The organism is Pseudofrankia saprophytica (assembly GCF_000235425.2).
Lineage (GTDB): Bacteria > Actinomycetota > Actinomycetes > Frankiales > Frankiaceae > Pseudofrankia > Pseudofrankia saprophytica.
In genome coordinates, this window is the sequence record NZ_KI912266.1 from 3,829,960 (window position 1) to 3,856,766 (window position 26,807).

Here is a 26,807-nt window from a genome sequence, read left to right on the forward strand (position 1 = left end):
GGCTGGCGCCTGGACCGTCGCTTGACGTCCCTGTCGACGAACGAAAATATCTATACTTATCTTGGCATCGACGAGATCGGCAGGGGCGTGGCAGTGAGCGACGTGGATGCGGTGGCGGCCCGGGATCTTCCGCGGGAGAGTGCCGGAGCCGAGCCGTATGACGCCGTCGTGGTGGGCGCGGGTTTCTCGGGGTTGTACCTGCTCCACAAGCTGCGCGAGCTCGGGCTTCGGGTCCGGGTGCTCGAGGCGGCGGACGAGGTCGGCGGGACCTGGCTGTTCAACCGCTACCCGGGCGCGCGCTGCGACATCGAGAGCATCGAGTACTCCTACAGCTTCTCGCCCGAGATCGAGCAGGAGTGGACCTGGACGGAGCTGTTACCTGGTCAGCAGGAGATCGAGGCCTATCTGAACTTCGTGGCCGACCGGCTCGACCTGCGCCGCGACATCCAGTTCGAGACGCGGGTCGCCGCGATGACGTTCGACGAGGACGACGCGTCGTGGCTGGTGGAGACGGCGGCCGGCGAGCGGTTCGTCGCCCCGTTCGTGGTCGCCGCGACCGGCATCCTCTCCGCGCCGCTCGACCCGGGCATCCCCGGGCTGGACACCTTCGCCGGCACCACGCTGTTCAGCAACCGGTACCCGCGAGAGGGGTTCGACCTCGCCGGCAGGCGGGTGGCGATCATCGGCACCGGGTCGACCGGCGTGCAGGCGGTACCGGTCGTCGCCGAGCAGGCCGACCACCTCTACGTGTTCCAGCGGTCGGCCGCCTACACGCTGCCCTCGCCGGCGCGCTCCTACGAGCCGGGTGAGCTGGCGGGGTTGAAGGCGAGATACGACGAGATCCGGGCCGCGCAGCTGACCGCGCACGTGGGAGCGGCCCGGCTGAGCGCCTTCTCGGTGCTCGTCAACATGCGCGAGTTCCCGTCGCTGCTGGCCGCGTCGCGCGAGGAACAGCTGCGGGCGATCGAGGAGCGCGGCGTCACCGGCGCGCTGTACTGGAGCGACGTCATGTTCGACCCCGAGGCGGGGAAGCTGGCGACGGCTCTGTACGGCGAGGCGGTCGCGCGCATCGTCCGGGATCCGGAGACCGCGGCGTCGCTGACGCCGACCTACCCGTTCGGCTGCAAGCGGCCGATCATCGACCAGGGCTACTACGAGACGTTCAACCGCGAGAACGTGACGCTGGTCGACCTGCGCAAGGGCGCGATCCAGGAGATCACTCCCTCCGGGATCCGCACCGAACAGGGCCTTTACGAGGTGGACGTCATCCTGTTCGCCACCGGATTCGACGCCCTCACCGGCGCGCTCACCCGCATCGACGTCCGCGGGCGGGGCGGCGCGCTGCTCCGCGATTTCTGGAGGACGGAAGGCCCGTTCTCCTACCTCGGCCTGCAGGTGGCCGGATTCCCGAACCTGTTCCTGATCCAGGGGCCGGGCAGCCCGTCGGCCGCCTCGAACTTCGTCGCCGCGATGGAGCACCACGTCGAGTGGATCGCCGACGCCATCTCGGCCGTGCGGGCGGGCGGCTACCGGACGATGGAGGCACTTCCCTCGGCACAGACCGAGTGGATCGACGGCATCACCTCCCTGGTGGCCGGCAGCGTGGTCGTCCACCCGGACTGCAACTCCTGGTACAACGGCGCCAACGTGCCGGGCAAGAAGCGGATGTACACGACCTACCCCCTCGGGCTGCCCGAGTACCGGCGCCGCCTCGGCGAGATCGCCGCCGACGGCTACGCCGGCTTCAAGCTGTCCTAGGGACAGGCACACCTAGTCGTAATCAGGCGACCGCCCGGCGATGGCTGGGCGGTCGGGGCACAGTGGAGGTCTCATGCGCGCGGCCGTCGTCGCTTCCGGTGGGCAGTACGAGATCGCCGAGGTGGCCGACCCGTCGCCCGGCCCCGGCGAGTTACTGGTGCGGGTCACGGCCTGCGGGTTCTGCGGCTCGGACCTCAAGGCGCGCGCCGCCATGCCCGTGGGCACGATCATGGGGCACGAGTTCGGTGGAGAGGTCGTCGGGCTCGGGCCGGACACGGAGGGCTGGCTGGCGGGGACCCAGGTGGCGGTGCTGCCGGCGCTGTCGTGCGGGCAGTGCGAGTGGTGCGCCTCGGGCCATGTGATCCACTGCGCGAAGGTGCGGCTGGTCGGGCTCGGCGGCACCGGTGGCGGGTTCGCCGAGCTGGCAGTGGTGACCGCGGCGGCGGCGTTCCCGCTGACCCCGCGGATCGACCCGGTGCACAGCGCGCTGGTGGAGCCGTTCGCGGTGGGTCTGCACACCGCGCGGACCGGGCGCATCGAGGCGGGCGACGACGTGCTCGTCGTCGGCGCCGGCACGGTCGGCCTGACCACCATCGCCTGGGCCCGGGCGCGTGGGGCCCGCCGGATCACCGCCGTCGACCCGGCTGCCTCGCGGCGGTCGGCAGCGGAGTCGTTCGGGGCCACCGACGTCCTCACCACCGTCGAGGAGACCCAGGCCAGCGGCTACGACGTCGTGGCCGAGTGCGCGGGCAAAGCCGGGCTGCTCGACGCCTTCGTGACCGCGGTACGGCCGAGGGGCCGGATCGTCCTGGCGGGCGTGACCATCGACGCGACCTCGTTCCAGTCCTGGGCGGCGCTGATGAAGGAGGTGTCCATCGGCTTCGCCGTCTACTACACGCCCGAGGAGTTCCGGACGGTCATCGCGGCGTTCACCAGCGGCCTGATCGACCCGGCGCCGCTGCTCGCGAAGCGGGTCGAACTCGGCCAGGTGAACGAGGCGTTCGACGACCTCGCCCAGGTCGCCGCCAGCGGAAAGATCCTCGTCCAGCCCTGAATCAGGCGCGCCTCACGCCTCGCGCCGCGCTCGGTTTCGGCGCGACGCGAGGCGGGGGCTCAGGAGCTGTCGCCGCACCACCGCGTCTCGGACGACCCGACTTCGGGGACGATGTCGAACGAGGTCCCGGTGCCGTTGACGCGCATGAAGATCAGACAGTTGATCGTCTGCTTGGTCTTGGTGAAGTCCACCTTGCCCGCGAGCATTCCGTCGGCGTCGTAGTTCCGCAGCCCGCGCAGGGCGTTGATGAACGCCACCCTGGTCGGGCACCCGCCCGCGGCCTTCAGCCCCTGCACGAGAATGTCGGCGGCGATATAGGTCCCGTATGCCACGTCCTGGGAAGGCGTCCGGAGCTCGGGCGCGTACTTGGCGGCGGCGGCCATGTAGGTCCGCTGTGCGGGAAGATTCGCCTCGAACGGCATCAGGGTCGAAAAACTCGTGAGGCCGGCCACCGAGGCACCGTACTTCTGGAGCGTCTCGGCGCTGTAGCCGGTGATGCCGATGATCGCCTTGAAGTGGATACCCGCGGCCTTGGCCGCGGCGACGATCGCGGGAATGTCGGCGGGGCCGAGGTCCAGCACCAGGACGTCCGCGCTCGTCTCACGGAGCCGGTCGACGAACTGCGCGGGAGTCATCAGCGCCGCGTTGTACGCGACCGTTGTCGCCGGGATCTGGGCCGTGCCGAGGCTCTGCTCCAGGGGAGAGGTGAACCCCTGGTCGGCGGGTGCGTCCGTCCTGACGATGACGGCCCGATTCCCGCCCTGCGCGCGGGCATATCGTCCGAGGACGTCCGAGACCGGCCCACCGGTGACAAGAGACGGATAGGAAAACATGTTCGTATATGCCGGATCGGCCCAGACGTTCTCGATGGGCAGCCCCACGGCGGGAATCTGGTGGGACCGGAGGTAGTCGGCGCCGCCGTCGCCGTTCAACGACGCCTCGAAGAGCGCGAAGACCTTGCTGGACTCGACGAGGCTCCGTACGGCGTTGTCGTTGCCCACCGTGTTGGCATCGTCGCTTTGCCAGTCGTAGACGATCTTTCGCCCATTGATGCCACCGGCGGCGTTCGCCACGCCCAGACGGGCGTCGACGCCGCTGCGGGCGGCCTGAAGTGCGGCTCCGATGGTCCCGCCATCCGGGTAGACCAGGCCGATCCGGATCTCGTGCGCAGAGACGCCCGGTGAGTCGCAGGCCGCTGAGGGCGTCGAGGATGGTGCGGCGCCAGAGCAGCCGGTGGCGGCCAGCGCGGCCAGGACGGCCGCCGAGATGGCGGTGAGTTTCGTGTATCGGCGTTGGTGCACGTGGCTGCATAAGTATTGGGTGCCGCGGTGCAAGGGTGTCACCAAGTGCCTGCCTCCTCGGGTTGTCGGGCCCAGCCCTCCGGTCAGGCGAAAACCGCGCCGTCACGGAGTTTGGATGTTGGCCGAGCCAGATGTTCGGGAAGATATCGCATCCGCGAGGAGGCGCCCACGCCGGTGATGTCGCGCTTGTTCTCGTGTTGATGACTGCCGATCGATTGACGGCGGTACGACATCACCCAGCGTGAATAGCGGCCGGCGCCAGATTTTTAGACCCGGGACAAAACCCGGTGCAGGCCCTGGCTGACCAGGTTGTCGTAGGGAAAGGTGTCGGGCATGAATCCCATGTCGACGATCAGCTTTCCCATCCGAACCATGATCACCGTGAATCGGAGCCCGGCGAACACCTCGAAGTAGTCGAGGTTGTCGGTGGAGCGCCCGGTGGCCGAACGCCAGAGCGCGGCGGTCTCCTCGCGCGACGGGAAGCCCGGTAGGCGGCGCAGGCCGAGGCCCGCCCCCGTGGTCAGCGTCTCGTCGGCGAAGATCCACCAGCCCAGATCGAGGAGCGGGTCGCCGACGGTCGCCATCTCCCAGTCGAGAACCGCGGCGACCTCGAAGTCCTGATAAATGAGGTTGCTGAGCCGGGCGTCGCCCCAGCACAGCGCTGGCCCGCCGGCAGGCGCCGACGGCTGGTTACGCCTCAGCCAGGCGAGTGCGTCCCTGGCCAGCTCGAACGGCTTGTCCTCCTCGGCCCAGGCGAGAAATCGTTCGTAGCGATCGATCTCGGCGGCCAGCGGGTCGTCGGGCGTCGGGAGCAGACCCGAGGGAAGGCTCAGGTCGGCCAGCGGCGTCGTGTGGACACCCGCCAGGGCGCGCACACCGCTGACCCAGGCGCGATGCTGCTGCTCGGGTGTCGCCTCGGCCAGCCACCCGGTCGACGCGTACGGCGGGGTGTCGCTGGGGATCTGGCCTGCCACCCGGTCCATGATCCAGAATGGCGCGCCGAACCAGGCCGTGTCCGGCTCGAACCAGTGCATGCGAGCCATCGGGACGCTGGAGGCGGCGGCCAGGGCGCGCATCACGTGGAACTGCAACGCGAACGTGTCGTCGGGGAACACCACGTAGCTCGTCGGCGCGATGCGGGCCACCAGGTGGTGCTGTTCGGGTCCGGCGGGGCCGGACCACGTCGCGTCGAAGAGGACCGTCTCGTTGGACGCGCCGGTGCCCGCCGGGATGGTCGGGTTCCCGACCTCGACGTCCACCAGTCCGCGGACGTCGGTGAGCCAGGTGCGGAGGCTGCTGGCGGTCTTGGATGGGTCGCGTAACTGAAAATCCATGAGCTGACCTCACATTGGCGCGGCCGGAATAACGCTGTATGCATCACTGGTGGGCGTCGCTCGCCCGGGGCAGGCACGGGAGATCCCGGAACGGGCCGGTACCGCCGCTGTGTTCGCGGGGCCCGCATGCGCCCGGGAGGGTCGGCGAATTCCGTGGGTAAAGCCTCGATTGGCCTGTGGCGAAAGCGACAGTATCAGTAGTCGATGCGCCATCAGCGGCCGGTGGGCCGCGAGAGCCTCGGACGTCTGGAGTTTGACGACGCGCGACGGGCACGTGCGCGGCCGGCGCCCGCCCGTCCGGCCTCCCGGCGAACCCGCGCGGGACGGGTCCCGTCGCGCCCCGGGGCTCAGGCAGACGTGGAGCCCGATGCCCTCGCCAGGCGGCGCAGGATCGAGCGCCCGTCGCCCGAGAGCTCGAGGCGCTTGTCCACCCGCTCGTGCCATTCCCGCGGGCGGTGGGCGCCGAGGCCGTTCAGGCAGAACAGGGAAAGGTCGATCAGGTCGGGTGCTCGGACCCCGTACTCGTTGCCCGCCGTCATCGAGGTGAGGAACGACGTCCGCGTCGACACGAGGAAGTAGGTCGCCGGCTCGACGTCGAGGGCGGTCAGCGCGGCGTCGGCGGTGGCGGCCTCGATCAGCTCGCGGTACAGCGACGTCACCGGCGCCTGGGAACGGGCGATGAGGTCGGGTTCGGCCTGGCCGAGCTGGAGGCGCAGGTGGACGAGCCCGCGGTCGACGCCGGCCTTGTTGTGCATCGCGGGCAGGTGCGCCGCGGCGAGGATGGCGCCGGCCAGCCGTTCGAGCGGGTCGTCCAGATCGGCGATCGCGGCGCGGATGATCCGCGCGTAGGTGCGCATCGCCTCCTCGAACACGGCGAGAAGCAGGTCATCCTTGCTCGCGAAGTACTGGTAGAGCGTCCGCAGCGACTGCCCGGCCTCGTCGGCCACGTCCTGGACCGTCAGCGACTCGCCGTTCGAACGCTCCAGCACCTTCGCCGCCGCCCGGATGAACCGGTCCCCGCGGTCGATCGAACGCTTCTGCGCGCCCTGCAGCGACCGTGTGACGACCCGCCGATGCCAGTCCGCCTCGGTGTCGTCGCCGCTCCGGGCGCGCTCGCTCACAGCTTCCCCGCTCATTGCATTCAGGCTACCGGATAACGCAAGTGACGCTGTTAGCCGGCGTCCGGATCTGGCCCGCGGGCGTCATCGACTCGCGACGACTCAGGCCGAGGCGTCCGGGAGGGCGCCGCGGGGGTAGAGCGCCGAGGTCAGCAGTGCCGTCTCGGCGGCGCGCCACCGCCGTCGGTCGTTCTCGTCGTCGAAGTCGAGCCGTAGCGCGTGCTCCAGATGCGGCCGGAGCAGCACCGGCGCGAACCCCAGCAGGGCCAACATCGCGGCCGTCACCCGGACGTCGGCCGACGGCCGGGCTATGCCGAGCGCCTCGCGCTGGCTCAACCCGGCCACCGAGGCCTCGACCGCCCGGGTGAACCATTCCAGGCCGTTCTCGGTGCCATCGAGCAACATCCGGCGCAGGTAGGCGCCGAGCAGCGGCGCCTCGATGGTCATCCGCTCGAACCGAAGCTGGCGGCGGCGGTGCGCCTCAGCCGGACCCACCGTGGAGTCGGTATCCCGCGTCACCTCGCCGAGGACGTCGGCCACCCAGGCCGCGACCTCGTCGACGACGCCCTGCTTCGAGCCGAAGTGATGGAGGACGAGGCTGGGCGAGACGTCCGCCCGGCGGGCGATGGCACGCACCGTCGCCGCGTCGACGCCATCCTGCGCGATCAACGCGAAGGCCGCGTTGCGGATGCGCGCCTTGGCGGTGAGGTCGTCCGGCCGCACCGGTGTCCCATCCTCTGATCCGCGTTCCACTGGCCGCCGCTCCTCTCTCCTGCGCTTCCGTCTACCGCGCTTCCGCGCTGCCTACTGCGCTTCCGCCCTGCTGCTCCGCTACCTCTTCGTTCCGTCTCCCTTCCGAACTTCCGCGACTGTACAGATGTTCAGCTTCCTGAACGCCGATTGACCAGCCGGAGACGCCTGATGACGATTGGCCGGCCGCGCCCCGCCGGATGGACGTGACACCAGACGGACGTGACGAAGGGGAGGAGCGAGATGGGCATTCGGGTTGTCGTCTGCTACACGGGGGGCGTCGGGTCGCAGGCGATCAGGCTGCTGGCCGGTGAGCCCGGCCTGGAACTCGTCGGCGTCCTCGTCCACCACGAGGAGAAGGAAGGGCGCGACGTCGGCGAGCTGGTCGGGATCGGGCCGGTCGGGCTGGCGGCGACCCGGGACGTCGACGCGCTGGTCGCGCTGCGCGCGGACTGCGTGCTCTGGCACTCGCTGACCTGGGAGCCGGAGGTCATCGCGCGGTTCCTGGCCGCCGGGACCAACGTCTACTCGAGCATGGGTGGCTGGTGGCCGCCCTTCATCCCCGCCGAGCGCGAGATCCTCGACCGGGCGTGCGCCGAGGGCGGCTCGTCGTTCCTCGCCGGCGGCAACATCCCAGGGCTGGTCAGCGACGTGCTGCCGCTGTTCGTCTCCGGCTACACCGGCCAGGTCGAGAAGATCCGCTGCTGGCAGAGCGACTACGTGCCGCACTACCCGGGCGCCCAGCAGCTCCAGGGGGCGCTGGGCATGGGCCTGCCTGTTCCGGAGGACCAGTCGCCCACCGAGGCGGACCAGGGCTGGATCTGGGGGATCCGCCAGTCGGCGGAGATCGTCGCCGCGGGTCTCGGATTCGAGCTGACCGACGTGCGGGTGACCAGGAAGGAGTACGCGGCGGCACTCGAGGACGCCGTGCTGCACCCCAGCGGGCTGGAGGTGAAGAAGGGCACGATCGCCGGCGCCCGCTGGACGTTCACCGCGTACACCGGCGCGGACGGCGACGTGCCGTTCTACGAGGTCGTCAACGAGCAGACGGTCGGCCTGGGCCTGGCGCCCGGTTGGCGGGTGAGCGAGGACGAGCCCAACTGGAAGGTCGAGATCAGCGGGGTCCCGACCATCACCTGCGTGTTCGACCTGGCCTTCGACCCGGACCTGGAGCCGGTCTCGGCACTCAACGCCGCCCGCGCCGTCAACGTCATCCCGATCCTCGTCGCCGCCGAGCCGGGGACGAAGACCGTCCTCGACGTGCCGGCGCCGCGCGCCGTCACCCTCGCGCACCGCGCCACGTCGGTGGCGAAGCCGGCGGCGACGCGCCCGTGAGCGCGGCGACAGGCATGACAGGCACGGCGAGCGCGACGGGCTCCGCGAGCGCGACAGGCCGTGCGGCATGACGGGCTCGGCCAGCGCGACGGGCTCGGCGATGCGGACGCTGCACGACTACCGGGAAACCCGGGCACTGCTGGACGCCCACCGGGCCGCGGGCCGGACCGTCGGCATGGTCGGCACCAGCGGCGCCATCCACGAGGGCCACCTGTCCCTGGTGGAACGCGCCCGGCGCGAGAACGACGTAGTGGCCCTCTTCTACGCGGGCGTGGTGCAGCTCGATTGGACGCCGGTGTCGGCGCAGGTCTATGAGCGCGACATCGACCGAGACAAGGAACTACTGGCGGCCGCCGGCGTCGATCTCTTCCTGGTGATGCGACGCGACGACCTGTACGGGCGGCGTCCAGTCACCTTCCTCAGCCAGCCGGAGCTCGTGCCTGACCTGCCCGGCCTGCTCCGGCCCGATCACGCGAGCATTCTCGCGACGATGGTGTTCACGATGCTGAACATCGCCGGCCCGTGCAGGAACTACTCCGGCGAGAAGGACTGGCAGCAGCTCGTCCTGTTCAGGCGGGCGGCCGAGGACCTGCTGGCGCCGTCCACGGTCGTGGGCTGTCCGACGGTGCGCGAGCCGGACGGCGTCGCGAGGTCGAGCCGAAACGTGCGGCTCACCCCGTCCCAACGCGCCGCCGCCCCGGTCATCCACCGCGCGCTCAGCGAGGCCGCCGAGCTGGTCCGCGCAGGGGAGCGCGACGCGAAGGTGGTCACGGGTCTGGTCGCCGACCGGATCGGCGAGGTCGCCCCCGTGGACTACGCGCACGCCGTCGAGGCGGACACGCTGCGCCCGCTCGACGTCCTCGCGGGCGACGTCCGGCTGCTCGTCTCGGCCACCTTCGGCGACACCCCGCTGGTCGACAACATCGGCGTCACCGTCCCGGGAAAGGCCGCCCCGGTTCCGGCCGGCGACGGCACGGGCCCGGTTCCAGCCTCGGCTCCAGCCCCGACCCCGACCGGCAACGACACGACGAAAGGCGCGGAATGAGGCTGCGAGGAAAGGTCGCGCTGGTCACCGGCGGCACCGCCGGGATCGGCGCCGGCGTCGTCAGGATGTTCGCCGAGCAGGGCGCGTCGGTCGCCTTCACCGGCCGCAACCCGACCCGAGGCAAGGAGCTCGAGGCCACGCTGCGCGCGGGCGACCTCGCCGTCACCTACGTCGAGGCCGACAGCTCCGCCGAGCAGGACGTCGCCCGCGCGGTGGAAACCACCGTCGAGACCTACGGCCCGATCACCGCTCTCGTCAACAGCGCGGCCGCCACCGACGTGACGGCGAGCGGCCGCGACAACCACGTCGACGAGATCTCGACCGAGGACTGGGACTACATCGTCCGCACGGCGCTCAACGGCACGATGTGGGCCTGCAAGTACGCCATCCCGCACATGCGGGCCGCGGGCGGCGGCTCGATCGTCAACATCTCGGCGTCGTCCAGCCTGCGCTCGCTGCGCTCCCGGCCCGCCTACCAGGCGGCGAAGGGCGGCGTGAACGTGCTGACCCGCCAGCTCGCCGCCGACTACGGCGCCGCCGACATCCGTGCCAACGCGATCATCGTCGGATTCATCTACACCGGCGAGGAGGGCATGCGCAGGCTGCTCGCCGACGAGGAGTACATGCAGGTCATCCGCGGCATGCTGGTACTCCCGCGGCTGGGCGAGCCGGCCGACATCGCCGCCGCCGCCGTGTACCTGGCCTCCGACGAGTCCAAGTACGTCACCGGCACCCAGATCACCGTCGACGGTGGAGCCACCGGCTTCCAACCCACCTTGCAGCGCTTTACCCCCAACGCCGCCACCAGCGCCGGCTGAGGCCGGCGATCCACCTGCCGAGGAGCAACGCATGTCGACACCCGTGATCACCCCGTCCGGCCTGTTCGTCGAGGAGCGGCTGCTCATCGGCGGCCAGTTACGCCCGGCGACCGGCGGTCGGACCTACGAGAACGTCAACCCGGCGACCGAGCAGGTCGTCGGGGTCGCGGCCGACGCGACGGCCGAGGACATGCGGGCCGCGATCGCCGCCGCCCGGGCCGCATTCGACGAGGGCACCTGGGCGCGCGACGTCGAGCTGCGGGTCCGCTGCCTGCGCCAGCTGCACACCGCGTTGCTGCGACACGAGCCCGAGCTGCGGGAGACGATCCGCGCGGAGGTCGGCGCGACGAACGTCAGCCTGGACGTGCCGCTGTTCGCCCGCGCCCTGGACAACCTCACCTACGCCGCGGACCTCGCCGAGGGCTACGAGTTCGTCCGTGACCTGGGCATCGGCGAGTCGATGGGCCGGATGAGCCGGCGCCACCAGTACCGCGAGCCGGTCGGGGTGGTCGCGGCTATCACGCCGTGGAACGCGCCGATGCAGGTCAACCTGGCGAAGGCGGCGTTCGCGCTGGCCGCCGGATGCACCGTCATCCTCAAGCCCGCGCCGGACACCCCGTGGAGCGCCACGGCGCTGGGCCGGCTCGCGGCCGAGGAGACGGACCTACCCCCGGGCGTGCTCAACGTCGTGCCGACGTCCGACAACGCGGTCGCCCAGCTCCTGGCCGAGGACCCGCGGGTCGACCTGATCAGCTTCACCGGGTCGACGGCGGTCGGGCGGCACCTGATGGCCGTCGCCGCGGGCACGGTCAAGAAGGTCTTCCTGGAACTCGGCGGCAAGTCCGCCTGGATCCAGTGCGACGACGCCGACATCGACACGAACGCGCTGATGATCGCCTACCAGTCGCTGGCGCAGGCCGGGCAGGGATGCTCGATCAACACCCGGTTGCTGGTCCAGCGCTCCCGCTACGAGGAAACGATCGCCAAGGTCGCGGACGCGTTCCGTTCCATCCCCTACGGCGACCCGGCCGACCCGAACACCTACATGGGCCCGCTGATCAACGCCAGGCAGCGCGCGCGGGTGCTCGACTACATCGAGCTCGGCAAGGCCGAGGGCGCCCGCCTCGTCCTCGGTGGCGGCCGACCGGCCCACCTGGAGCGCGGCTACTACGTCGAACCGACGATCTTCGCCGACGTCGACCCGGACTCCCGGATCGCGCAGGAGGAGATCTTCGGCCCGGTTCTGGTCATCATCCCGTTCGACACCGACGAGGAGGCGGTCCGGATCGCCAACTCGACCATCTTCGGCCTCGCCGGCACGGTCGAGAGCGCGGACGCCGCGCGGGCCCGCGCGATCGCCGAGAAGATCCGCTCGGGCGTCGTGAACGTCAACGGCGGCATGTACTTCAGCTGCGAGGTGCCGTTCGGCGGCTACAAGCAGAGCGGCGTCGGCCGTGAGATGGGCACCCTCGGCTTCGAGGAGTACACCGAAGTAAAGATCATCAGCGAGGGCGTCGCCTAACGCGCCGGCGCCGGCGCCGTCACTGGCCCGACCACCGGGGCGGGCGGCGCTCGAAGAAGGCGCCGATGCCCTCGGCGAGGTCCGCGGTCTCCAGCAGCCGGGCGTGGGCGGCGTCGCTGCGCGCCCAGCTGGCGGTCTCGTCGGGGGAGACCTCATGGTGGGCGACGTCCAGCGCGGCGCGGACGGCCAGGGGCGCGTTCGCGATGACCCGTTCGGCCAGCGCCAGCGCGCCGTCGAGGGCGGCGCCCGGCTCGGTGACGAGGTTGACGAAGCCGAGCCGTTCGGCGCGGTCGGCGGTGAGGTTGTCGCCGGTGGCGAGCAACTCGTAGGCGACGTTGCGCGGGAGCACCCGGGTGATCCGGAACGCGCCGCCGAAGTCCGGCATCAGCCCGCGCTTGACCTCGGGCAGCCCGAACTGGGCGGTGCGGGCGGCGACCACCAGGTCGCAGCAGAGCACGAGCTCGACGCCGCCGCCGAGCGCCAGGCCCTCGACCGCGGCGATCAGCGGCTTGGCCCGCCGCCGGTGGATGAGCCCGACCAGGCCGCCGCGCTCCGTCGGCTCGCCCGGCCCGCTGGCGAGGTCGGCGCCGGCGGAGAACACCCGCGTTCCGCCGGTCAGGATGCCGCACCACAGCTCGGGGTCGTCCTCCAGGGTGTTCATCGCCTCGTCGATGCCGGCGGTGACGGCCGCGTTGAGCGCGTTGCGCTTCTCCTCCCGGTCGATCCGGATGACGAGAACCCGGCCGTGCCGGCTGGTCACCACGCTCACCGCGCTACCCCCACCTCTCCATAACCGTGCTCCCAGCCACCGCGATCTCGGCTACCGCGATCTCGGTCACCGTGCGTCTGGTCACCGTGCGTCCGGCGACCGCGCGGACGACCGTCAGAAGCTGATCTTGCGGTGGTCCCAGGAGGCGACCTTCTCTGGCGTGAGGCGCAGCCAGGCGTGCCGGCCGTCGTGGTACATCGACCCGTCCGGATTGGCGATGTACTTGGCGGCGAACAGCCGCTCGGGCGTCGCCAGCTCGGGGACGTCGGTCTCGCCGGTGCGGGGCGCCTCGCCCACCGGCTCGAAGCGGCCGCGCAGTTCCACGCCATGCAGCTCGCCGAAGTCGCCGCCGGCGTCCACGACGACCGCGGCGCGCGGGTCACGGAGCAGGTCGGCCCACCGCTGGCTGCGCACGATCGAGTAGAGCCACAGTGAGCCGCCGTCCCAGACGAACCACAGCGGGCTGACGTGCGGCGGCCCGCCGGCGGTGAGGGTCGCCACCCGGCACACCCGCTGCTCGGTCAGCAGCGCGTCGACCTCGTCGCCGCTCAGGGAGATCCTGCGTCCCCGCCGCTGGGTGTCGATCAGTTCGGACCGCATGGTTGCCTCGCTCCTCGGACTCCGGTGGACACGTCGGGACGCGGTGCTGGCCGGCCGACGACGCGTGGCCGCTCGAAACGTATCGATTTATGAGACAGTCTGTCGCGCGGTCCGCCGCGGTGCGCGCGGCGAGACGGGCCCGCCGGTCCTCGCGGATCCCGAGGTCAGCGCGTCAAACGACGTCAGTTCGCCCTAAAATGTGCGTGGTCGGGCGTGGGGCCGCACCGAGGGCAACCCGGTCGTGCCTGCCCGAGCGGCCGCGTCTGCATGGTCACCGTCCGGGCGGGAGGGCGTGATGGCGGAGAACGTCGACGACGTCGCCGCCTACCTGCTGGAGGGTGTCGGCCCGATGCGGACCGCGCGGCTTCAGCTGCTCGTCTACTACGCGCAGGCCTGGCATCTCGCTGACCACCGCGAGCGATTGTTCGAGGACGACATTGAGGCGTGGATGAGCGGGCCGGTGGTTCGCCGGCTGCACGACCAGCACCGCGGTCAGTACGAGGCGCCCGGATGGCCGGCCGGCGACCCGCGGCGGCTCGGCTCCCGGGGGCGGGCCGTGATCGAGCGGACCGCGCGGTCGTATGCCCCGCTCTCCGAGGGGGAGCTGTCCCGGACCGTCCGCACCGAGGCGCCGTGGCGGCTGGCCCGCAAGGGGCGTCTGGTCGTCCGGCGCTCCGCCAAGGTGATCGATCCGACGGTGATGGCCGACTACTACGGCCGGCTTCGCACCTCTCCGGAGGTGGCGGTGTCCGTCGCCGTGGGCAGCGCGCGCCTCGAGGGCCACGAGTTCGGCCCGCAGGCCGTGGACCGGTTGCGTGAGGCTGCCGCCGGGACACGCGCGGCGGACGACATCGTCGCGGAGACGATCCTCCGGTACGGCACGTCGTGACGGCGGCCATGGATATGGATGAGGACCCGTACTGCTGGCCGGGCACGACCTGCCTGCGCAACCTGCTCAACATCCGGGACTCCGAGGAGCTGAGCAAGGCGGAGCACGAGCTCGTCGGCATCCGCACGGCCGAGCTCACCGCGTCCGTCGTTCCGGGCGCGTACGACGTCGCCCACCTGCTCCGCTTCCACCGCCTGCTGTTCCGGGACGTCTACGACTGGGCGGGCCAGCTGCGCACGGGCAACATCTCGAAGGGCGAGGTGTCGTTCTGCGACGCGCTGCAGGTCGCCGAACGGCTGGACGAGCTGTTCGGCAAGCTGGCCGTGCGCAGGTTCCTGGTCCCGCTGGAGTGGGACAACTTCGTCGTCGCCTTCGCCTCGGTCTACGGCGAGCTGAACGCCATCCACCCGTTCCGGGAGGGCAACGGGCGGACGCAGCGCGCGTTCCTTCGTCAGCTGGCGGCGCACGCGGGTTGGACGATCGCCTGGCAGTCGCTCGAACGACGCTCGAACGACAAGGCCTGTCGGGAGTACCTCAGGACCTCCAGGCCGCACGCGCTGATCAGGCTTCTCGCTCCGGCGATCGAGCCCCGGCTGGAATAGCCACGCGGTACGAATAGCCACGCGGTACGCGGACGGAATGTGGATCACGTCAGGAGCTCATGCGGCGACCGTGGTTTCCTGATCCGTTGAACACCAGACGCACGACCAGGTCGGCGTCGTCCGCCATCGGCGGCGCCTGGCGGCTGAGCACGCGGTACAGCATCGAGCCGATGAGCACGCCCGCGATCGTCGGGACCGAGGCGTCCGGCGCGAGCTGACCGGCCTCCCGGGCGAGCTCGAGCCGGTCTCGCAGGAGCTGCTCGTGTGGCTGGGTGAAGCGGTCGTACAGGACGTCGGCGACCGCGCGGTCGTCGGCGGTCGCGGCGGTGAGGGCGAGGATGAAGCTCGTGCTCTCGGCCGTCGTCAGCCGCTGCGTCCAGGCGCGCAGCCAGCCGCGAAGGTCGGTCTCGATGTCGCCCGTGTCAGGCGGGGGGACGAGCGGTGGAGCCAGATCGCCCTCGAGCGCGGCGTCGGCGACGACGGCGCTCTTCGACGCCCACCAGCGGTAGATCGTCTGCTTGCCGACGCCAGCTCGGGCGGCGATGGCGTCGATCGTCAGCCGTTCATAGCCGCGTTCGAGCAACAGGTCGCGTGCGGCGCCTAGGATCGCGAGCCGCGACGTCTCGCTGCGTGGGCGCCCACCCGTCATCCGACGAGTCTAGGAGTCCAGGAGAGGTGGAGGTCGGCAGGTCAGGCCCTATATAGTCCCTGTTCCGAGACAAATCGTCTCGTAACACAATGCGTCTCGTGACTGAGCGCGCTGGGAGCTGAACGCATGCCGAACGAGGTGCTTGTCGTGATCGGTACGGGCGGTATGGGTGTCGCCATCAGCCGCCGCGTCGGCCCGGGCAAGACCGTGTTACTGGCCGACTACAACGAGACGGCGCTGGCCGAGGCCGCCGAGACCCTCCGCGACGAGGGCCAGCAGGTGGTGTCCCAGGTCGTGGACGTGTCGTCCCCGGAGTCCGTCTACGCGCTCGCGCGGGCAGCCGCCGAGCTCGGCCCGGTGCGCCAGGTGGTCCACACCGCCGGGTTGTCTCCCGCGCAGGCGCCGATCGAGGCGATCCTGAAGGTCGACCTGTATGGCACGGCGCTCGTGCTCGACGCGTTCGGCGAGGTCATCACCGTCGGAGGTGCCGGCGTCGTCATCTCGAGCATGTCCGGTCACCTCGTTCCGCCGTCGGCACGCGAGGTCGAGGCGCAGCTCGCGGGCGCGCCGACCGAGGATCTGCTCGGCCTCCCGTCCACGGCGGTGGACGCCTTCCCGTCCGCCGGCTACGCCTACTCCTTCGCCAAGCGCGCCAACCAGCTGCGGGTGCGGGCGGCAAGCGTGTCCTGGGGCGCGCGGGGCGCTCGGGTCAACTCGATCAGCCCGGGGGTCATCTCCACCAAGATGGGCCAGCAGGAGCTCGCCGGCGAGTCCGGCGCCGGCATGCGTGCCATGGTCGCGGCGTCCGGCACCGGCCGGCTCGGCTCGGCGGACGACATCGCGGCGGCGACGGGTTTCCTCCTGTCGGACGCGGCCTCGTTCATCACCGGAATCGACCTGCTCGTCGACGGTGGCGCGGTCGCCGCGGTCTCGACCGGACAGGTGAATCTCACCCCGTCGGGACGCTGAGCGTCCGACGCCGGCCACGGCCCTCGAACGCCCGACGCCCGACGTCGGCTGCGGCCTCAGGACGCCCGCGATACGCCTGGGTTCCGCCCGATCTGGGGCGGCTTCCCTGCTATTCCTCGGACGGGGCCGAGGTGGAGCGCGCGTGCGTGGCGCGTCCGGTGCGTTCGGGGGTCTGCTCGACGAGGGTGGCGGTGGCGCGGTCGAGCAGGTCGCAGAACTGCTGGTGCTCCGCCGGAGTGAACCGATCGGTGAGGGCGCGTTCCAGCACGATCACCTCCTGGTAGGCACGGTCGAGGAGGTCGTGGCCGGCGTCGGTGAGCGTCGCGATGAGGACCTTCGCGTGCACGGGTGACGGCCGACGACCGATGAGCCCCTTGTTCTGGAGGCCGGTCAGCACGCTGGCCATGCTCTGTTGCGTCACCCCGCACGCCCGTGCCAGCTGCGCTCCCGACATGGCCTCCTCGCGCGACAGGGCCAGCAGCACCGTGTACTGAGGCATGGTCAGCCCGTATCGGCGCAGCACCGCTTCGTGGTGACCGGTCAGAGCCTGCTCGGCGCGGCGGATGCGGCTGCACAAATATTCCTCGACCGGCGCTTCGGTCATGTCACAAACCTCTTAGTTGACTCAGATGCCTGATACGGATTGGGTTCCAAGTGTCAGGATACTGAGTTGAGACAGGGGCTTGATGTGATGAAGGCCGTCGCGCTGGACGTCGATGACCGCTTCCGGGTCGTCGAGGTGGCGGAACCCGTGCCCGGTCCCGGTGAGGTCGCGATCCGGGTCGCCTACGCGGGAGTGCAGTACGGCGACGTGCTCGTGCGCGCGGGTCATTTCCCCGTCCCGCGCCCGTTCGTGCCGGGTTTCGAGGCAGCGGGTGAGATCGTCGCGGTGGGGGAGGGCGTGGCGGACGCGCGACTGGGCGAACGGGTCACCGCGCTGCTCGGGGGCGGAGGCTACGCCGAGATCGTGACCGCGCCCGCCGTGCTGGCGATCAACGCCGAGCGAGTCGGCCCACGTGAGGCGGCCGGGTTCGGATGGGTCACGCCGACCGCCTACGACGTGATCAACTCCGTCGCCTCCGTTCGGCGCGGGGACAGCGTGCTGATCCACGCCGCCGCCGGCGGAGTCGGCTCGCAGGCCGCGCAGTTCGCCGCCGTGGCGGGCGCGGCCCGCATCGTCGGGGTGGTCGGCAACGTCGACCAGGTCGACTACGCCCACCGGTTCGGCTACCACCAGGTGCTGGTACGCGAGGATTTTCCCGACGCCCTGGGCGGGGAGACGTTCGACGCCATCCTGGACCCGATCGGCGGCCCTGCCCGTGTCGCGAGCCTGGAGCGGCTGGCCCCGCATGGCCGGATCGTGGCCTACGGCAACATCGCCACCTTCGAACCGGTCACCGTGTCGGCCAACGACCTGCTGGCCCGGGGGCAGTCCCTGATGACGTACAACAGCAACCTCGCCAGCCAGACCAGCCCGACGAAGCTGGCCGACAGCGCCACCCGCGCCATGAGCCTGGTAGCGGACGGGTCGGTCCGCATCGACGTCACCGCGGAATACGACCTGGGCGACGTCGAGACCGCGATCGCGGATCTGGCGGGCGGAGCCACCCGTGGCAAGAGCATCGTCCGCGTCGGGTAAATGCCCGCACGCGGCGGTCGGGCCGGGTGCTCGACGCCGTCGGGCGGTCGGCCGGGCCGCGGGCGGCGACAATTCCACGAGACCACCAGTAACGCGACCGAGTCATGATCCGGTGGGATGTTTGGCGTCCTGGCACGCAAGAACGCAATCACCGTGGAATTGCCTTGGCGATCGCGGAGTCAACCCCGCTTGGAGCCCGGCCCGGGCTCGGTCGGGGCGCCGTCCGGGCGCTCGTGCGGCCGCGTGCTCGTCCTGTCCGACGTCAGAGTCACAACCAGCGCCGTTTCGCGCCCATGACGTCTGACCCGACGCCGGGATCCTGCTGGCGCCCGCCGCGACGCGGGTTAGAAGCGACCGGCCGCCGCTGCGCGCTGCCCGCCCATCCATCCATGGGCTGTGGCGGGCGGGAAGCCGGGATCCGCCCCACAACCCATGACCGGATCCGATGCGAGACCTGAGTAATTAGGGTTCCTCGCTCTGTCCCTGGCGATCCCGCCCGATCATGATTCTGGTTGCGAAGGATGGTGTCGCCAGTGTCCGGGCGGATCGGCTGATCGATTACCCGGCGAGTGCTGGCGCGTCGTCGAGGTAGTCGGGCCGAAGCCGGATCAGGCGATCAGGCGGGTCGTGTAGCCGGCTGCGACGAGGGCGCGGTAGGCCTCGTGAACCTCGTGCGGAACGGGCTGAGATATGGCGTAGCCACGTTCTGCGTAGATCCAGATCCGTTGGGTGTCGCCGACCAGCATCGATACCACCCGACCGACGTCCCCGATGCTGGCTATGTAGTCGTCCAGGGCGAGCGGCTGGGAGGCGCAGAGAACTTCGACGTCCGGCCAGAGCCTGCGGCAGGTGGCGTAGGCCCGGCGCTGTTGGTAGGGCCGGGAGATCAACATCACGGACTGCGGCTCGATGCCCCGGGCGCGCAGCAGGTCGTGGGAGCGGGTGATGTTCTCGCCGGTGTTGCGGGCGGTCGGCTCGACCAGAACGGCCGAGTCCGGGACACCGAGAACAAGAGTGTGCTCACGGTAGTGGACCGCCTCGCCCCGTGGGAAGGCGCCGATGGTCGTGGGGGCGTTCGCCCCGGTGAACACGATGAGCGGGAACAGGCCACGCTCGTGCAGGTCGGCGGTGTAGGTCGCCACGCCAAGGTCGTGGCTACCGAGGCCGATGCCCACATCCACGGTCCGCAGCTCGTGCCGCAGGTTGTGGTAGGTCCAGAGCACTTCCACTGGTCCACGGATCGCGGGCGCCAGCGTCGGGGTCATCGGCGCGCTCCCGAGTCGGGCACGTCGAACTCGTATGACCAGGCGAACCGGGACGCGGCGTGAATACCGATGGCGTATTCGACGACAACTCCGTCCGCGGTGGACGTCGTCCGGTGCAGCTCGACCACGGGTTCGCCGGGCGGCAGCTCAAGCGTCGTGACCTCTTCTGGCGTGGGCATCCTCGCGTGGAGATCTTCTACCATCCGGGCGATCTCGAGGCCTCGTTCATACAGGACCCGGAACCCACCGCCTGGTCCAGCCGGTCCGGCGGTCGTGTCGACCAGGCGCGTCCCCTTTACGTGCTCAGGTCGGTAGTAGCTGGTGAGCGTGTGGGTGGGTTCGCCCTGCTCGCGCACTATTCGGGCGCGCTCGTACACATGGGCGCCTGACGGTAGGCCGAGGGTGGCGGCGACTCTGTCGGGCGCTGGAATCCGGTTCACCGTCTGCGTCTGGTCGGAGGGCTCCCACGATCGCCCGGAGGCCTCGCGAGCAGCCGCGAAGGCCACCACGTCCGCGTCACGCCATTTCGCCTTGTCGTATCGATCGATGCCGAGCCGGCGCAGGGGCGGCCGAGGCCGGCCCGAGTCTAAATGCTTCCTAGGAAGGTTGTGTCACCGCTGGGGAACCTTCCTAGGAAGGACTGGACGGTCGGTGTTCGGACACGCAGCCAAGCGTTTTGATCCGATCTATGTCGGCGTCGACCGCTGCTGACCTGGCTACCCGCATCTGCCACGACGCGGGAGAGACCGATCGTGGAGAATGAGGGCATGTCGGCCGACGGAGACGACGACATGCGAGGCCCCGATTACCCACGTCGATCGTGGGGAGCGCCCGAGTACTCACTGCGGGACGTGGACTGGTGGCCGTTCTTGTGGGCTGCGGCCCTCGGCGCCTGCCTGGTCGTGGTCGTGTTTCTCGTGCTCTACGTACCGCTGGCGGGGAGGCCCGACGACCCCGCCGTGTGGGGACCGCAGTCAGACGACGTGCTGGTGTTCGGGGCGGCTGTGCTGGGGCTGCCGGTAGTGGCTGGCGCCGTGTTGTCCACCATGCTGGTCCGGGTCTTTGCACCGGTCCGCAGGCTCCCGCCGTTCGTGCAGGCGTGCGCGGGGCTGGTCGCCGAGGTTGCCCTCGTCGCGCTGTTGAGGTTCGTGGCCTCCGGCCACTGAACGTCCGCCTCGCCGACTCGGAACCTGGTGATCACGAGGACATGGTTGGTGTAGCCGATGATCAGCGCCATATACGCCATATACGCCATATAGGAGTCGAGGGTGGCGTGAGCGTCTGCCGACAGGTAGGGCAGGCTGTGCGGTCCCGCGTCGGTGGGCAGCGGCCCGGGAGTCATGTCTGTGACCTACTTTCCAGCGTGGCGGGGTCCAGCAGATGGACGTTGGAAGCGCCGCACCAGATCTGGGACTCGCGTTCAACGCCGGTGTCGCCGGGCGTGGTCAGCGCGTCGGCCAGGTCATGCACCGGGCACGGCGGCCGGACCGGGACCGCCGCGGTGTCGCCGACGCCGGCCAGGAACTGTTGAAAGACCAGGGGGACCGCCGTCCTGCCGCCCGGCCGCGACGCGAAGTGGTCGACCAGGAACGGCGCCGGCAGCATCGAGACCGCCCCGGCCAGGTCGCGCGGGGTGGCGCGGGGTGGCGCCCGAAATCTCAGCCAGGAAAATCGCGCAGCGAACACGTCTCCGTCTTATGATTCTTACCTCGCAAAGAATGCGCCTCGCTGGATTCTTGGCCGGTACGGCGACAGCCGCCAGGACTAGGGCTGCCGCGACGTCCAGGCTCCTAGCCCGCGCCGAGACGACAGCGGAAGCGAGCCATAGGCCGCTCCCGGACTGCTTGCTTCAGCTAGCACAGGTTCAACCCGCGCTTAAGACCGCTACGGGCGGACGCCGTACGCCGTCGGGATGCCACCACGTGGTTGCGGGCTGATGGGACACTGGTCGTGTGATCGACAGAGGGGGCCGAGGCGCAGTCGAAGGCAGTTCCGAGGGCTGGGACTTCTTCGTCTCCTACACGGCAGTTGATCAGACGTGGGCGGAGTGGATCTCCTGGCAGTTGGAAGCAGCGGGCTACCGCGTCCTCGTCCAGGCATGGGACTTCGTCGCGGGGACGAACTGGCAGATCCGGATGCAGCAGGGCATGGAAGGTGCCCGACGCACCGTCGCCGTGCTGTCCACCGCCTACCTGTCCTCGGTCTACGGCCAGAATGAGTGGCAGGCCGCGCACGCGGCGGATCCCCATGGCTTCGCGCGTAAGCTGCTGCCCGTACGGGTCGAGGACTGCCGACGGCCAGGGCTGCTACGCGGGATCGTCTCGATCGATCTGTTCGACTTGGATCCTGATCAAGCGAGCCAGCACCTTCTCAAGCACGTTGACCGCGCACTCACCGGCCGCGCCAAACCCGCCGTGCCCCCCGACTTCCCCGTACGCCGAATCAACGCTCCAGCCAACGAACCGGCCTATCCCGCCAATCAATCGGACCGCCCCGCGCTACCGGCTATTCCGAACGACCGCGAAACCCTTGAGGAACTGCTTAACCATCAACGCCGCACGCTCGGTGCTGACCACGTCGACACTCTGGCCACCGCGAACGATCTAGCCAAGGCGTTGGTCGAACTGGGCGACTGGCAAGTGGCTCGGTCCCTCGCCGAAGACACCCTCGTTCGACGTCGGCGTGTTCTCGGCGCCGAACACGCCGACACTCTCCACACCGCCGGCCGTCTCGTCGCCGCGCTGATCGGAATTGGAAACTGTCAGGCGGCTCGGTCCCTCGCCGAAGACACCCTCACGCGACAGCGGAGTGTCCTGGACGCCGACCACCCCCACGCCCTCGCCACGGCGACCAACCTGGCCGCCGCGTTGAACGGGCTGGGTGACTATCAGGCGGCGCGGCCTTTGGCTGAAGACACCTTCGATCGGCAGCGCCGCGTCCAGGGTCCCGACCACCCCCATACCCTCATAGCTGCGAACAACCTCGTCGCCGCGTTGAACGGGCTGGGTGACTATCAGGCGGCGCGGCCTTTGATCGAAGACACCTTCGATCGGCAGCGCCGCGTCCAGGGTCCCGACCACCCCCATACCCTCATAGCTGCGAACAACCTCGTCGCCGCGTTGAACGGGCTGGGTGACTATCAGGCGGCGCGGCCTTTGGCCAAAGACACCCTCGACCGACAGCGCCGCGTCCAAGGCCCCGACCACCCCCACACCCTCGTGTTTGCGACCAGCGTCGTCGCCGTGTTGATCGGGTTAGGTGACCATGCGGTGGCGCGGCCCTTGGCCGAATACATTTTCGACCGACAGCGCCGTGCCCTGGGCGCCGACCACCTCAACACCCTCCTGTCCGCGAACAACGTCGTCGCCGTGTTGAACGGGCTGGGTGACTATCAGGCGGCGCGGCCGGTAGCTGAAGAAACCCTTGAGCGACAGCGCCGTGTCCTGGGCGCCGACCACCGTCGCACCCTCCGCTTAGCGACCAATCTCGTCCTCACGCTCCTCGGGCAAGGCGACTGTCTGGCGGCGCGGCCGGTAGCTGAAGACACCCTTGAGCGACGACGACGCCTCCTGGGTGCCGACCACCCCGATACCCTCGTGTCCGCGAACAACGTCGTCGCCGTGTTGAACGGGCTGGGTGACTATCAGGCGGCGCGGCCGGTAGCTGAAGAAACCCTTGAACGACAGCCCCGTGGCCCTGGGGCGCGACCACACCGACGCCCTCCGCATGGCGACCAATCTCGTCCTCACGCTCCTCGGGCAAGGCGACTGTCTGGCGGCGCGGCCGGTAGCTGAAGACACCCTTGAGCGACGACGACGCCTCCTGGGCGCCGACCACCCCCACACCCTCGCCACGGCGACCAAACTGGCCCTCGCGTTGAACGGGCTGGGTGACTATCAGGCGGCGCGGCCTTTGGCCGAAGACACCCTTGAGCGACAGCGCCGTGTCCAGGGCGCCGACCACACCGACACCCTCGCCACTGCGAACAGCCTCGTGGCCGCGCTGACCGGGCTGGGTGAGCATAGGGCGGCCCGGAGACTGGCCAAAGCCAGCAAAGCTTGACCTCCATACAAATGGACGTATGGACGTTGACGGCCAAGTAGGTCCGTGTTCCGACCCACAGGCTTTGGCCGGATCCGATGAGGGGCTTGACTAGTTTCGTTCCTCGCTCTGGCGGACAAGAACGCAGTCACTCCGGGAACGTTTTAACGATCTCAGAGCCAACCCCCACCGGAAGCCCAGCCTGGGCTCAGTCGGCGCGTTGCCCAAGGCGTAGAACGCTCAGGTAGCGACGTGATGCCTGGTTGCCCAGGCGCGTGCGGATGCGTTCGGCGATCGCGTCGAGCAACGGCTCCCGGACGTCGCGATGGAGTCGTCGGTACGGCGACATCGTGCGGAGAAGATCGGCGAAACCGTCTCCGTCGAACCACTGCTCTGTCCGGTACCAGCGCGCGGTGGGTGGCCCGAACAGGTCGCCGGGGTCGCTGACCAGTCCCCAGCCCTCGCCGGTCGCGCGGACCTCGTCCTCGACCGGCGGGTGGCCCCAGTCGGGGTTGCCCGGGGAGAATCGTTCGTGCAGGTCGGCGGTCTCGGCGTACACCTCCGGCTCTCCGGGCCGGCGGACGACGACGTGGCCGAGCAGCGCCATCCACCCGCCGGGTCGGAGCAGGTCGTGGGCTCGCCGCCAGCCGATCGATGGGTCGACCCAGTGCCATGCCGCCGCGGCCACCAGGACATCGAAACGGCGCCCGCGATCGTTCCACTCCTCGAACGTGGACGTCTCGACCTTGACGTCACGGAACGTCGAGAGCCGGTGACGAGCCAGCGCGGCCAGATCCTCCCCGGGCTCGACGGCGGTCACCGAGTAGCCGAGCGCCGCCAGCGAGCGGGTCGCCTGTCCCGTACCGCACCCCACCTCGAGCACCGACGACTCCTCGCCCATGGCGGCAAGTGAGACGAGGTCCGCGAACAACTCGTCGGGATAGCCCGGCCGCGCGCGGTCGTAGAGCTCCGCGACCTCGTTGAACACTCCGCCGAGGTCACGCCGCTCCGAGCCCGTCATCGCGCCATTCTTCCCCGACCGTCGTCCCTTCCCCAACCGTCGTCGTGGTGGCGGCGCACTACACCACGCGGGCGGGACGCCAGCGGTGCCGCGGCGCCCAGCCCAGCAGGGCGCGGGCGCCGGACGCGTCGACCAGCGCGCGGAACGGGTCGGTGTCGTACTCCGGGCCGCCCCGCCACTCGACGTCGGGGAGCAGCCGTTCGGCCAGGGTGCGGGCGTCGTCGTGCGCGGAGGAGATGTCCGCCGCGCACAGCAGCAGCCGGTGATGCCCGGTGAGCGGGGCCGTCAGTGCCCGTTCCACGGCGGACGCGAGATCCCGCACGTCGAGGAAGGCGCCGTACTGCCAGAAGGGGGACCATTCGAAGGCCGGATCGTCTCGACGGGCCTGCCTTATCCCGGCGTAGATCTCCTCCGTGAACACCCCCGGCGGGCGCAGGCACACGGTGCACACACCGGTCGCGGCGGTGGCCGCCGCGCACAGTTGCTCCACCAGCCATTTCGACATTCCATACGCCCCCACCGGGCGCGCGGGATGCCGGTCGTCGAGCGGAAGATAGTCGGGCCTGGCGCCGCCGAAGCATCCCAGCACGTCCACGCTGCTCAGGACGACCACGCGGGCGATGCCCCGCCGCTCGGCGGTTCGCAGCACGTTGCCGGTCCCGAGCACGTTGGTCTCGAACACCAGCGCGTCCGTTCCGGTGGTGTTGGGTCCGAACCGCGCCAGATCCGGTTCGTCGACCGGCTCGTCGACGGCGGCCAGGTGGACGATCCCGTCGCAGCCCGCGGACATCCGCTCGAGATCCGCGGCGTCGCGCACGTCGTGACCGTCCGCCAGGTCGAATCCCACCGGGTGGTGCCCGGCCGACGTCAACGCCGCCGTGACAGCCGGGCCCACCAGGCCTCGGTTCCCGGTCACCAGAACCCGCACAGCGGCACAGCCAACCAGCTCCTCATCCGTCCCGGCGAACCATTTACCGGGCGCCGCGGAGCGGCCGCCGGGCACCTGACGGCGGCCCTGGAGATCTGATGCGCGCCAACGTTCACCCAAGGGCCTTGCGACGCGGACGGGGGAGCCGGATCGGCTCGGTATCGTCCGCATGGATACACCTGGTCGTGACACCTCCCAGGGGCGGCGGACCATCGTGGGCGACGGCAGACAGGGCGGCCTCGACGACGACGCGGGCGTTTCCGCGCCCGCCCAGCCGGTGGCGGCTGTGCTCACCGGGCCGCCGGTGACGACCGTGACCGCCGGCGCGGCGCTGTTCGGCCCCACCGGGCTGTTCGCCACCCACCGGCACGGAATCCTCGTCGGCCTGACCATCGCGGTGGTGGTCGTGCTGGCGCTGGCCGGCGCCCAGTGGTTCTCCAGGACGGTTGGCTGGAAGCGGGCCGCCGGCCGGCTCGCCCGCGCGCTGCGCCGGGCCGTGCTCGACCTCGCGGCCGTGGCGTGGCGGCCGGCGGGCTACTGGCTGCGGGTACGGTTCGCGGCGGCCGTGCTGCTCGACGCCGGCGTGCCGGCGCTGCGGGCGCGCTCCTTTGCCGCGGTGGCCGGCGTCCGCCCGCCCGGCCGGCCGTATCTGCTGACCGTCGGCCCGGCGCGGGTGGGTGTCGGCGCGATGGTGCGGCCCGCCCGGTCCGGACCGGGCACGGCGCGGGGCCACGATGACCCGTCCGGCCGGGACGGCGGGCAAGGCCTGAGGGCGCCGTGGCGCCCGGCGGGGCCCGGCCGCTGGACGGCGGGACGCGCCGAGCTGCTGGCCGCTGCCAGCCCTACGCCGGGCGAGGCCGCGCCGGGCGTCCTGGTCGCCGTCGGCGTGTCCGGGCGGCGCCGGTGGCGAGGGCTCGTCCTGCTCGACCTCGCCGCGCTGCCCGCGGTCGGCGCCGTCGAGGGCGCGCCGGAGGACTGCCGGCGCCTCGCCGCGATGGTGGCCGCGCAGCTCGCCGCCGGCCTGCCGGCCACCGGGCGGCCGGCGCGGCTGGTCGTCACCGACGACGTGCTGCCCGGCTACGGCGGTCCGGCACTCCGTACGGCCCTCGACGAGCTGGCGAGCAGACCGCCCGGTGTCGTCCCGCGGCCGGCCACCGCCGGGAGGCCCGGCGACGACGGCGAGGCCTCGACAAGCGACGAATACCCCGGCCGGCGAGGCCCAGCCGAGGCCGAGGCCGAGCTGCCCAGGCCGGACTGGCTGCTCGACGAGCCCGAGCCGGAACCGGAACCGGAACCGGAACCGACCGCACCCGGGCATCCCTCGCTGATCGTGCTGGTCTGCGCCCGGCCCGACGACGTCGACGCCGCCCGGCTCGCGGCCGCGGCCCGGCGGGACCCGG

Annotated in this window: 27 protein-coding genes; 14 read left to right on the top strand and 13 right to left on the bottom strand. The window is 70.6% G+C overall.

Annotated features, from left to right (window positions below; genetic code table 11):
• The first annotated feature begins 93 nt into the window (after positions 1 to 93).
• Both FRCN3DRAFT_RS0215970 and FRCN3DRAFT_RS0215975 read left to right on the top strand, forming a co-directional pair.
• Positions 94 to 1,758 carry a flavin-containing monooxygenase gene (locus tag FRCN3DRAFT_RS0215970; RefSeq protein ID WP_198536126.1) on the top strand — a complete coding sequence of 555 codons (1,665 nt, stop codon included), beginning with the start codon at positions 94 to 96 and terminating at the stop codon, positions 1,756 to 1,758.
• A 73-nt stretch (positions 1,759 to 1,831) separates the two neighbouring features.
• A complete protein-coding gene (locus tag FRCN3DRAFT_RS0215975) occupies positions 1,832 to 2,812 on the top strand; it encodes a zinc-dependent alcohol dehydrogenase (protein ID WP_007518742.1) in 981 nt (326 codons plus the stop codon).
• 59 nt (positions 2,813 to 2,871) lie between these two features.
• Here FRCN3DRAFT_RS0215975 and FRCN3DRAFT_RS0215980 read toward each other — a convergent pair whose 3' ends face one another.
• From FRCN3DRAFT_RS0215980 to FRCN3DRAFT_RS0215995, 4 genes are all read right to left on the bottom strand, one after another.
• Positions 2,872 to 4,155, bottom strand: coding sequence for an ABC transporter substrate-binding protein (locus tag FRCN3DRAFT_RS0215980; RefSeq protein ID WP_007518740.1), 1,284 nt, complete (start codon positions 4,153 to 4,155; stop codon positions 2,872 to 2,874).
• Positions 4,156 to 4,379: 224 nt separating this feature from the next.
• On the bottom strand, positions 4,380 to 5,447 hold the full coding sequence (locus FRCN3DRAFT_RS0215985) for a phosphotransferase family protein (RefSeq protein ID WP_007518738.1): 1,068 nt from the start codon (positions 5,445 to 5,447) through the stop codon (positions 4,380 to 4,382).
• Between the two features lie 347 nt (positions 5,448 to 5,794).
• The gene (locus tag FRCN3DRAFT_RS0215990) at positions 5,795 to 6,583 is read right to left on the bottom strand and encodes a TetR/AcrR family transcriptional regulator (RefSeq protein WP_035924822.1); all 789 of its coding nucleotides are present in this window, start codon (positions 6,581 to 6,583) and stop codon (positions 5,795 to 5,797) included.
• Positions 6,584 to 6,667: 84 nt separating this feature from the next.
• Positions 6,668 to 7,288, bottom strand: coding sequence for a TetR/AcrR family transcriptional regulator (locus tag FRCN3DRAFT_RS0215995; protein ID WP_035924824.1), 621 nt, complete (start codon positions 7,286 to 7,288; stop codon positions 6,668 to 6,670).
• A gap of 270 nt (positions 7,289 to 7,558) precedes the next feature.
• Here FRCN3DRAFT_RS0215995 and FRCN3DRAFT_RS44725 point away from each other — a divergent pair, with 270 nt between their 5' ends.
• The 4 genes from FRCN3DRAFT_RS44725 to FRCN3DRAFT_RS0216015 all read left to right on the top strand — a co-directional run bounded on the left by FRCN3DRAFT_RS44725 (position 7,559) and on the right by FRCN3DRAFT_RS0216015 (position 12,035).
• Entirely contained in the window at positions 7,559 to 8,650 is a 1,092-nt protein-coding gene (locus FRCN3DRAFT_RS44725; RefSeq protein WP_007518732.1) for a dihydrodipicolinate reductase, read from the top strand.
• 100 nt (positions 8,651 to 8,750) lie between these two features.
• Positions 8,751 to 9,695, top strand: a complete 945-nt coding sequence (locus tag FRCN3DRAFT_RS44730) for a pantoate--beta-alanine ligase (RefSeq protein ID WP_051466911.1) — start codon at positions 8,751 to 8,753, stop codon at positions 9,693 to 9,695.
• The gene (locus FRCN3DRAFT_RS0216010) at positions 9,692 to 10,513 is read left to right on the top strand and encodes an SDR family NAD(P)-dependent oxidoreductase (protein WP_007518728.1); all 822 of its coding nucleotides are present in this window, start codon (positions 9,692 to 9,694) and stop codon (positions 10,511 to 10,513) included. The genes FRCN3DRAFT_RS44730 and FRCN3DRAFT_RS0216010 overlap by 4 nt, the downstream gene beginning before the upstream one ends.
• Positions 10,514 to 10,544: 31 nt before the next feature.
• Complete coding sequence (locus FRCN3DRAFT_RS0216015; protein WP_007518725.1) at positions 10,545 to 12,035, top strand: aldehyde dehydrogenase family protein; 1,491 nt, start codon at positions 10,545 to 10,547, stop codon at positions 12,033 to 12,035.
• Between the two features lie 19 nt (positions 12,036 to 12,054).
• On the opposite strand, the gene FRCN3DRAFT_RS0216020 is transcribed toward FRCN3DRAFT_RS0216015, so the two are convergent.
• The gene (locus tag FRCN3DRAFT_RS0216020) at positions 12,055 to 12,804 is read right to left on the bottom strand and encodes an enoyl-CoA hydratase-related protein (protein WP_007518723.1); all 750 of its coding nucleotides are present in this window, start codon (positions 12,802 to 12,804) and stop codon (positions 12,055 to 12,057) included.
• Between the two features lie 114 nt (positions 12,805 to 12,918).
• On the bottom strand, positions 12,919 to 13,404 hold the full coding sequence (locus FRCN3DRAFT_RS0216025) for a pyridoxamine 5'-phosphate oxidase family protein (protein ID WP_007518721.1): 486 nt from the start codon (positions 13,402 to 13,404) through the stop codon (positions 12,919 to 12,921).
• A gap of 295 nt (positions 13,405 to 13,699) precedes the next feature.
• Between FRCN3DRAFT_RS0216025 and FRCN3DRAFT_RS0216030 the strand changes: the two genes are divergently transcribed.
• Both FRCN3DRAFT_RS0216030 and FRCN3DRAFT_RS0216035 read left to right on the top strand, forming a co-directional pair.
• A complete protein-coding gene (locus FRCN3DRAFT_RS0216030; protein WP_007518719.1) occupies positions 13,700 to 14,293 on the top strand; it encodes a type II toxin-antitoxin system antitoxin SocA domain-containing protein in 594 nt (197 codons plus the stop codon).
• A gap of 8 nt (positions 14,294 to 14,301) precedes the next feature.
• Entirely contained in the window at positions 14,302 to 14,895 is a 594-nt protein-coding gene (locus FRCN3DRAFT_RS0216035) for a Fic/DOC family protein (RefSeq protein WP_232794054.1), read from the top strand.
• Positions 14,896 to 14,944: 49 nt separating this feature from the next.
• Here the strand turns inward: FRCN3DRAFT_RS0216035 and FRCN3DRAFT_RS0216040 are convergent, their stop codons facing one another.
• Positions 14,945 to 15,544: a TetR/AcrR family transcriptional regulator gene (locus FRCN3DRAFT_RS0216040; RefSeq protein ID WP_007518716.1), complete on the bottom strand. Its 600-nt coding sequence runs from the start codon at positions 15,542 to 15,544 to the stop codon at positions 14,945 to 14,947.
• 126 nt (positions 15,545 to 15,670) lie between these two features.
• On the opposite strand from FRCN3DRAFT_RS0216040, the gene FRCN3DRAFT_RS0216045 reads away from it, so the two are divergent.
• Positions 15,671 to 16,513, top strand: coding sequence for an SDR family oxidoreductase (locus FRCN3DRAFT_RS0216045; RefSeq protein ID WP_007518715.1), 843 nt, complete (start codon positions 15,671 to 15,673; stop codon positions 16,511 to 16,513).
• A 109-nt stretch (positions 16,514 to 16,622) separates the two neighbouring features.
• On the opposite strand, the gene FRCN3DRAFT_RS44735 is transcribed toward FRCN3DRAFT_RS0216045, so the two are convergent.
• Positions 16,623 to 17,117, bottom strand: a complete 495-nt coding sequence (locus FRCN3DRAFT_RS44735; protein WP_007518713.1) for a MarR family winged helix-turn-helix transcriptional regulator — start codon at positions 17,115 to 17,117, stop codon at positions 16,623 to 16,625.
• Between the two features lie 66 nt (positions 17,118 to 17,183).
• Between FRCN3DRAFT_RS44735 and FRCN3DRAFT_RS0216055 the strand changes: the two genes are divergently transcribed.
• A complete protein-coding gene (locus FRCN3DRAFT_RS0216055; RefSeq protein ID WP_198535983.1) occupies positions 17,184 to 18,152 on the top strand; it encodes a quinone oxidoreductase family protein in 969 nt (322 codons plus the stop codon).
• A 608-nt stretch (positions 18,153 to 18,760) separates the two neighbouring features.
• Here the strand turns inward: FRCN3DRAFT_RS0216055 and FRCN3DRAFT_RS0216060 are convergent.
• Together FRCN3DRAFT_RS0216060 and FRCN3DRAFT_RS44740 are read right to left on the bottom strand one after the other, a co-directional pair.
• Positions 18,761 to 19,417: a YdcF family protein gene (locus FRCN3DRAFT_RS0216060; RefSeq protein ID WP_007518709.1), complete on the bottom strand. Its 657-nt coding sequence runs from the start codon at positions 19,415 to 19,417 to the stop codon at positions 18,761 to 18,763.
• Positions 19,414 to 19,926 (bottom strand): UTRA domain-containing protein, encoded by a 513-nt coding sequence (locus FRCN3DRAFT_RS44740; protein ID WP_007518708.1) that lies wholly within the window; start codon positions 19,924 to 19,926, stop codon positions 19,414 to 19,416. The genes FRCN3DRAFT_RS0216060 and FRCN3DRAFT_RS44740 overlap by 4 nt, the downstream gene beginning before the upstream one ends.
• Positions 19,927 to 20,169: 243 nt before the next feature.
• On the opposite strand from FRCN3DRAFT_RS44740, the gene FRCN3DRAFT_RS0216070 reads away from it, so the two are divergent.
• A complete protein-coding gene (locus FRCN3DRAFT_RS0216070) occupies positions 20,170 to 20,583 on the top strand; it encodes a hypothetical protein (RefSeq protein ID WP_198535984.1) in 414 nt (137 codons plus the stop codon).
• A 172-nt stretch (positions 20,584 to 20,755) separates the two neighbouring features.
• Here FRCN3DRAFT_RS0216070 and FRCN3DRAFT_RS0216075 read toward each other — a convergent pair whose 3' ends face one another.
• Positions 20,756 to 21,103, bottom strand: coding sequence for a hypothetical protein (locus tag FRCN3DRAFT_RS0216075; protein WP_131803617.1), 348 nt, complete (start codon positions 21,101 to 21,103; stop codon positions 20,756 to 20,758).
• Positions 21,104 to 21,369: 266 nt separating this feature from the next.
• On the opposite strand from FRCN3DRAFT_RS0216075, the gene FRCN3DRAFT_RS51535 reads away from it, so the two are divergent.
• Complete coding sequence (locus tag FRCN3DRAFT_RS51535) at positions 21,370 to 23,211, top strand: tetratricopeptide repeat protein (protein WP_084174255.1); 1,842 nt, start codon at positions 21,370 to 21,372, stop codon at positions 23,209 to 23,211.
• Positions 23,144 to 23,479: a tetratricopeptide repeat protein gene (locus FRCN3DRAFT_RS49535; protein ID WP_027140640.1), complete on the top strand. Its 336-nt coding sequence runs from the start codon at positions 23,144 to 23,146 to the stop codon at positions 23,477 to 23,479. The genes FRCN3DRAFT_RS51535 and FRCN3DRAFT_RS49535 overlap by 68 nt, the downstream gene beginning before the upstream one ends.
• Before the next feature lie 187 nt (positions 23,480 to 23,666).
• On the opposite strand, the gene FRCN3DRAFT_RS0216105 is transcribed toward FRCN3DRAFT_RS49535, so the two are convergent.
• A complete protein-coding gene (locus FRCN3DRAFT_RS0216105; RefSeq protein ID WP_007520736.1) occupies positions 23,667 to 24,479 on the bottom strand; it encodes a class I SAM-dependent methyltransferase in 813 nt (270 codons plus the stop codon).
• 58 nt (positions 24,480 to 24,537) lie between these two features.
• Complete coding sequence (locus FRCN3DRAFT_RS0216110) at positions 24,538 to 25,395, bottom strand: NAD-dependent epimerase/dehydratase family protein (protein WP_232794056.1); 858 nt, start codon at positions 25,393 to 25,395, stop codon at positions 24,538 to 24,540.
• Positions 25,396 to 25,576: 181 nt separating this feature from the next.
• Between FRCN3DRAFT_RS0216110 and FRCN3DRAFT_RS44750 the strand changes: the two genes are divergently transcribed.
• A partial coding sequence (locus tag FRCN3DRAFT_RS44750; protein WP_483414350.1) for a serine/threonine-protein kinase occupies positions 25,577 to 26,807 on the top strand: 1,231 nt, incomplete at its 3' end.